This is a genomic window from Xanthomonas sp. SHU 308 (genome assembly GCF_000364645.1).
Taxonomy (GTDB): Bacteria; Pseudomonadota; Gammaproteobacteria; order Xanthomonadales; family Xanthomonadaceae; genus Xanthomonas_A; species Xanthomonas_A sontii.
The window spans coordinates 1-6,007 of the sequence record NZ_AQOK01000514.1 but is presented as its reverse complement, the minus strand read 5'-3'; the positions used below and the strand labels follow the sequence as shown (position 1 = coordinate 6,007).

Annotated in this window: 7 protein-coding genes and 1 pseudogene; 2 read left to right on the top strand and 6 right to left on the bottom strand. The window is 71.9% G+C overall.

From position 1 onward, the window contains the following. From D588_RS0115460 to D588_RS0115445, 4 genes are all read right to left on the bottom strand, one after another. Positions 1-226 (bottom strand): glycosyltransferase (locus tag D588_RS0115460; RefSeq protein ID WP_017916627.1); only part of this gene is annotated, 226 nt, incomplete at its 3' end. Positions 227-290: 64 nt separating this feature from the next. Next, positions 291-1,286: an aldo/keto reductase gene (locus D588_RS0115455; protein ID WP_017916626.1), complete on the bottom strand. Its 996-nt coding sequence runs from the start codon at positions 1,284-1,286 to the stop codon at positions 291-293. 53 nt (positions 1,287-1,339) lie between these two features. Then, positions 1,340-1,759, bottom strand: a complete 420-nt coding sequence (locus tag D588_RS0115450) for a carboxymuconolactone decarboxylase family protein (protein WP_017916625.1) — start codon at positions 1,757-1,759, stop codon at positions 1,340-1,342. 38 nt (positions 1,760-1,797) lie between these two features. Then, positions 1,798-2,865, bottom strand: coding sequence for an aldo/keto reductase (locus tag D588_RS0115445; protein ID WP_017916624.1), 1,068 nt, complete (start codon positions 2,863-2,865; stop codon positions 1,798-1,800). Positions 2,866-3,012: 147 nt separating this feature from the next. Here D588_RS0115445 and D588_RS0115440 point away from each other — a divergent pair, with 147 nt between their 5' ends. Beyond that, positions 3,013-3,924 carry a LysR family transcriptional regulator gene (locus tag D588_RS0115440; RefSeq protein ID WP_017916623.1) on the top strand — a complete coding sequence of 304 codons (912 nt, stop codon included), beginning with the start codon at positions 3,013-3,015 and terminating at the stop codon, positions 3,922-3,924. Positions 3,925-4,123: 199 nt separating this feature from the next. Here D588_RS0115440 and D588_RS0115435 read toward each other — a convergent pair whose 3' ends face one another. Together D588_RS0115435 and D588_RS0115430 are read right to left on the bottom strand one after the other, a co-directional pair. Then, a complete protein-coding gene (locus D588_RS0115435; RefSeq protein ID WP_010343649.1) occupies positions 4,124-4,693 on the bottom strand; it encodes a flavodoxin family protein in 570 nt (189 codons plus the stop codon). A gap of 107 nt (positions 4,694-4,800) precedes the next feature. Next, positions 4,801-5,706: a LysR family transcriptional regulator gene (locus D588_RS0115430; protein ID WP_017909607.1), complete on the bottom strand. Its 906-nt coding sequence runs from the start codon at positions 5,704-5,706 to the stop codon at positions 4,801-4,803. 138 nt (positions 5,707-5,844) lie between these two features. On the opposite strand from D588_RS0115430, the pseudogene D588_RS26765 reads away from it, so the two are divergent. Further along, positions 5,845-6,007 (top strand): annotated as a pseudogene (locus D588_RS26765) (dioxygenase); the annotation flags it as partial.

Here is a 6,007-nt window from a genome sequence, read left to right as displayed (position 1 = left end):
TGGCGGCGGCGCCGGCATTGCGCACGGCGGCGATGTGCCGCAGTTCCACCTCCAGCACCTGCGCGCCGTGGCGGCGCGCGATCTCGGCGGTGCCGTCGCGGCACGCATCGGCCACCACCAGCGTCTCGCAGTCCAGCCGCAGCGCCTGGGCGGCGACATGCAGCGAGGCCAGCGTGTCGCCGATCAGGGCGGCTTCGTCGTGCGCGGGGACGATGAAGGAGATCACCCCCGCATCATGCGGGGCCGGCGCGGCGCGGGCAATCGACCCGCGCCGCGGCCGGGGGCGCGGTTCAGCCCTGCAGCGCGCCGCGCGAGGCGGCCGGGTAGCGATGGCCGGCAGCGGCGTCGGCGGGGAAGATCGCCTCGATCTGCGCCAGTTCCTCGGCGCTCAGCTTCACCTGCAGTGCGCCCAGGTTCTCTTCCAGGTAGGCCAGGCGCTTGGTGCCCGGGATCGGCACCAGGTCCTCGCCCTGCGCCAGCACCCAGGCCAGCGCCAACTGGCCCGGGGTCACGCCCTTGGCCTGGGCCAGTGCGCGTACCCGCTCCACCAGTTGCAGGTTGCGGTCGAAGTTCTCGCCCTGGAAGCGCGGCGAATGGCGCCGGTAGTCGTCGGCCTCGAAATCCTCCGGCGAGCGGATCGCCCCGGTCAGGAAGCCGCGGCCCAGCGGCGAGTACGGCACGAAGCCGATGCCCAGCTCGCGCACCGTCTCCAGCACGCCGTCGTGTTCCGGATCGCGCGACCACAGCGAGTACTCGCTCTGCAGCGCGGTGATCGGATGCACCGCGTGCGCGCGGCGGATGGTGGCCGCGGCGGCTTCGGACAGGCCGAGGAAGCGCACCTTGCCCTGTTCCACCAGCCGCGCCATCGCCCCGACCGTGTCCTCGATCGGCACGTTCGGATCCACCCGGTGCTGGTAGTAGAGGTCGATGTGGTCCACGCCGAGCCGGCGCAGGCTGGCCTCGCAGGCCGACTGCACGTATTCCGGACGGCCGTCGATGCCGCGTGCGGCCGGGTCGTTGGGGTCGAGCTTGATGCCGAACTTGGTCGCCAGCACGACCTGGTCGCGGCGCCCGGCCAGCGCCTTGCCGACCAGCACTTCGTTGGTGTGCGGGCCGTACATGTCGGCGGTGTCGATGAGGCTGACGCCGTGCTCGATCGCGGCATGGATGACCGCGATCGAGGCGGCGTCGTCGCTGCGGCCGCCGTAGAACGCGCTCATGCCCATGCAGCCGAGGCCGAGGGCGGAGACGCGGGGGCCGTTGCGGCCGAGGGTGCGGGTTTGCATGGAGATGCTCCTGAGGGGGAGGGGAGGGAAAGCGTGGCCGCCGGGCGGTTCGCTCAGGGTGAGGACGTGCCCAGCGCGTCGCGGGCGACGGCCAGGGCATTGAGCGCGGAGGGGAAGCCGACGTAGGCGTACAACTGGTCGAGCACGGCGAAGATCTCCGCGCGGCTGGCGCCTGCCGCCTGCGCGGCGCGCAGATGCAGGCGCAACTGCGGTGCGGCGTGGCCGAGGCTGGCCAGCACCGCCACCGTGACCAGTTCGCGGGTCTTCAGGTCCAGCGCGCTGTCGGCGCGGTAGATCTCGGCGAAGGCGATGGCGGCGCCGCGGCCGCTCAGCGCGGTGTCCGCGTCGTCGGCCAGGGCGCGGATCGCCGCGCCCTGCTGCGGGCCCATCAGCGCGGCGATCTGCGCGATGCCGGCCGCTTCGGCCTCGGCCAGGGTCATGTTGCTCGGCAACGCGTTCGCGATGGATGCCATGGAATGGTGCTCGTGTGCGAAGGGGCAGGACGCCACGCTCAGCGCGGCTGGATGCGGGTGCCGCCGCTCAGCAGCGCCTGCGGGTTGGGCGAGGCCAGGAAGTCGTGCGGGAAGCCCAGTTCGATCGCGCTGGCGGCATCCAGCCGCTGCAGCGCCTCGGCATCCAGGTGCAGGGTGAGTGCGCCCAGGTTGTCCTGCAGTTGCGCCACGCTGCGCGCGCCGACGATCGGCATCGCCCCGCGCGCCAGCAGCCAGGCCAGCGCCACCTGCGCCGGCGAGCGCTGCAGCTCGGTGGCCAGCGCCACCACCGTTTCGGCGACCGCCAGCGCGTGTTCGTTGAAGGTGCGTTGCGAATGCGCGACCTCGGCGCGGCCCACGCCATCGACCTGCGCGCCGCCCGAGGCCGCCGCGCGCACCCGTGCCAGATCGGCGGTGCCGTACTTGCCGGTGAGCACGCCCATCGCCAGCGGCGACCAGGCCAGCACCGACATGCCCAGCGCCTCGGCCATCGGCACCAGTTCGCGCTCGACCGTGCGCTGCGCCAGCGAGTACTCGATCTGCAGGGCGACGAACGGCGTCCAGCCGCGCAGGTCGGCCAGGGTCTGCATGCGCGCCACCTGCCAGGCGGGGGTGTCGGAGATGCCGGCGTAGAGGATCTTGCCGGCGCGCACCAAGTCGTCGAAACCGCGCATGATCTCGTCGATGCCGGTGGTGCCGTCCCAGGCGTGCAGGTACAGCAGGTCCAGGTAATCGGTGCCCAGCCGCGCCAGGCTGGCGTCGACCGAGCGCAGCAGCGCCTTGCGGTGGTTGCCGCCGCCGTTGGGGTCGCCGGGGAAGGGATTGAGCGCGAACTTGCTGGCGATCACCAGGCGGTCGCGGCGGCCGGCGACGAAGCGGCCGAGCAGGGTCTCGGCGCTGCCGTTGGTGTAGATGTTGGCGGTATCGAGGAAGTTGCCGCCGGCATCGACGTACAGGTCGAACAGGCGGCGCGCCTCGGCTTCGTCCGCGCCCCAGCCCCAGTCGGCGCCGAAGGTCATGGTGCCCAGGCACAGCGGGCTGACGCGCAGGCCGGAACGGCCGAGCAGGCGGTAGTGATCGAGGGCCATCGCAGCGGTCTCCGAAGTGAGGGTGCGGGCACTGTAGGCGCCACGTCGCCACGGATAAATCCAGGTAATCCGCATGTGCTTTGAAGGTGTGCTAAACAATGGTTGGTTCGCCCGCCGCGTTCGTCCTTCCACTGCCGCCCGTTCCCCATGCACCGTCCACCGCCGCTGACCGCCGTCGTCGCCTTCGTCCGCGTCGCCCACCATGGCAGCTTCACCCGCGCCGCCGCCGAGCTGGGCGTCTCGCCCTCGGCGCTGTCGCAGACGCTGCGCGCGCTGGAGGCGCAACTGGGCGCACGCCTGCTCAACCGCACCACCCGCCGGGTCGGCCTGAGCGAGCACGGCGAGCGCTTCCTGCAGCGGGTGGCGCCGGGCCTGGCGCAGATCGATGCGGCCTTCGCCGACCTGGATTTCCTGCGCGACCGCCCGGCCGGCACGCTGCGCATCAACCTGCCGCTGGTGGCCGCCGAGCAACTGGTGTGCCCGCAGCTGCCGGCGTTCCTGGCGCGCTATCCGGAGGTCAGCGTGGAGCTGTATTCGGACCGGACCCTGGCCGACATCGTCGCCGGCGGCTTCGACGCCGGCATCCGCCTGGGCGAGAGCCTGGCGCGCGACATGATCGCGGTGCCGCTGGGGCCGCCGCAGCGGCAGACGGTGGTGGCCGCGCCGGCCTACTTTGCCGCGCATGGAGTGCCGCGCACGCCGGCCGAACTGGCCGCGCACGACTGCATCCGCTGGCGCCGCACCGATGGCCGCCTGCAGGCCTGGGAATTCACCCGCGACGGGCACGATTTCCTGGTCGAAGTGACCGGGCGGCTGGTGGTCAACGACACCGCTGTCGGCCTGGACGCCGCGCGCCGTGGGCTGGGCCTGGGCCAGGCGTTCGAATGGCAGGTGGCCGCCGACGTCGCCGCCGGCCGCTTGCAGCGGGTGCTGGACGACTGGCACGCGCCGTTCGCCGGCTGGCACATCTACTACCCGGCGCGCGAACACCTGCCGCCGAAGCTGCGGGTGTTCATCGACCATCTGCGCGCGGCGCATGCGGTGGGTGGCCCTGCATAGCGCGACGGTGCTGGCCGAGGGCCGGCATATGGCGAGATCGGGATGCAGAGAACACGCGGCAGCGCCGCAGCGCGAGGGCATTGTTGCCTCTAGGAAGCGCCCGACCCGCAAGGCCGGGCGCCGAAGGGGTATCGCCTCGCCCGGAGACCGCTGCGATCGCGATGCAGGGTGCCGCCCTTTGCGGGCGGCACCGCCGGACTCAGCCCTTGAGCTTGGCCGCGAACTCGGCCACACGCTTGCCGAGCAGGCGCGCGGTCTCCAGGTCGCCGCTGCGCGGCGCCTCGTCCGGCGAGGCGTCGGACGGCGAGATCGCCAGCGCGCCGCCGGAGCCGGCGGTCCAGTTCACGTCGTTCGGGCCGTGCGCCTTGGTGTTGGACGGCAGCAGGCCGGTGCCGACCCAGATCTGGCCGTGCTGCTGGGCCAGGGTCCAGAAATATTCGATGGTGGCGAACTTGTCGCCGTTGACCGAGGCCGAGTTGGTGAAGCCGGCGGCGATCTTGTCCTTCCAGGCCTGCGCGAACCACGGCTTGGAGCTGGCGTCGGCGAACTTCTTGAACTGCCAGGCCGGGCCGCCCATGTAGGTCGGGCTGCCGTAGACGATGGCGTCGGCCTGGCCGATGGCCTCCCAGGCGCCGTCGGGCAGGTTGCCGTCCTGGTCGATGCGGTACAGCGTGGCCTCGCCGACGCTGGCGGCGCCGGCGTGCACGGCCTCGGCCTGCTTGACGGTGTGGCCGTAGCCGCTGAAGTAGACGATCGCGATCTTGCTCATACGCGGACTCCTGAAGGTGAGGGGAAAAGCGCGGGCATTGTGCGCATGCGCGGCCGCCGCGATCAGCGCCATCGGCGGGATGTTGTGTCCGGTCCGCGCGCCGCGGTTCAGCTCTCGGCCGGGGAGCGCATCGTGCGATCGATGCCCACTTCGACCAGGTAGTCGATGAAGCTGCGCACCTTCGGCGCCAGGTGGCTGCGGCTGGCGTACACCGCGTAGACGCCGATCGGCCCGATCTCATGGTCGGGCAGCACCCGCACCAGGCGGCCGTCCTCCAGCGCCGCTTCGGCCATGAAGTCCGGTTGCACGGTGACGCCCATGCCGGCGATGGCCGCCTCGCGCAGCACGTCGCCGCAGTTGGCGCGCAGGGTGCCGGCCACCCGCACCTGGGTCGCGCCGTCGGGGCCGTGCAGGGTCAGGTCGTCCTGCACGTAGCTGTAACTGAGGAAGGCGTGGCCGGCGAGGTCGGCGGCCAGCTGCGGGGTGCCGGCACGCGCCAGGTAGTCCGGCGACGCGCACAGGAACGCCTGCACTTCGCCGAGCTTGCGCGCGATCAAGGTGGGCGCCACCTGGCGGGTGATGCGGATCGCCAGGTCGTAGCCTTCCTCGACGATGTCCACCAGGCGGTCGGACAGCGACAGATCGAGGGCGACCTGCGGATAGCGCGCGCTGTAGCCGGCCAGGCGCGGGCCCAGCCGGGCGACGCTGAAACTGAACGGTGCGTTGATCCGCAGCGTGCCGGAGGGCGTCAGCGCCTGCTCGCCGACCGCCGCCTCCATGTCGTCGAACTCGGCCAGCAGCAACTGGCAGCGCTGGTAATACGCCGCGCCGACACTGCTCGGGCTGACCCGGCGGGTGGTGCGGTTGAGCAGGCGCGAGCCCAGGCGCTGTTCCAGCCACGCCACCTGGCGGGTGACGCTGGCGGTGGAAATGCCCAGCGCGTCGGCGGCGGCGTTGAAGCCGTTGCGGTCGACCACGGCGACAAAGACCCGCATCGCCTCCAGCGTGTCCATTGTTTCGGTTCCTGAAATGGATCGTCGGCGGCAGGGTAATTTATTCCCGCAGATGGCGGAAATACCCTGGTCGCCTGCACGAACGCCCGGCGCTGGCCGCGCGCGCCACCGTGCCGCCCCCCACTGTGGAGACCTGCCATGGCGCGTTTGCCTTCCCTGTACATCTCGCACGGTTCGCCGATGACCGCGCTGCAGCCCGGCCTGGTTGGCACGCGGCTGGCCGAACTGGCGGCGACGCTGCCGCGGCCGCGCGCCATCGTGCTGGCCTCGGCGCACTGGCTGGGCCGGCGGCCGCTGGTCG

Bases quoted from the DNA above. Each gene is read 5' to 3' on its own strand.
- D588_RS0115455 (WP_017916626.1), bottom strand. From the start codon at position 1,286: ATGCAAACCCGCACCCTCGGCCGCAACGGCCCCCGCGTCTCCGCCCTC.
- D588_RS0115450 (WP_017916625.1), bottom strand. From the start codon at position 1,759: ATGGCATCCATCGCGAACGCGTTGCCGAGCAACATGACCCTGGCCGAG.
- D588_RS0115445 (WP_017916624.1), bottom strand. From the start codon at position 2,865: ATGGCCCTCGATCACTACCGCCTGCTCGGCCGTTCCGGCCTGCGCGTC.
- D588_RS0115440 (WP_017916623.1), top strand. From the start codon at position 3,013: ATGCACCGTCCACCGCCGCTGACCGCCGTCGTCGCCTTCGTCCGCGTC.
- D588_RS0115435 (WP_010343649.1), bottom strand. From the start codon at position 4,693: ATGAGCAAGATCGCGATCGTCTACTTCAGCGGCTACGGCCACACCGTC.
- D588_RS0115430 (WP_017909607.1), bottom strand. From the start codon at position 5,706: ATGGACACGCTGGAGGCGATGCGGGTCTTTGTCGCCGTGGTCGACCGC.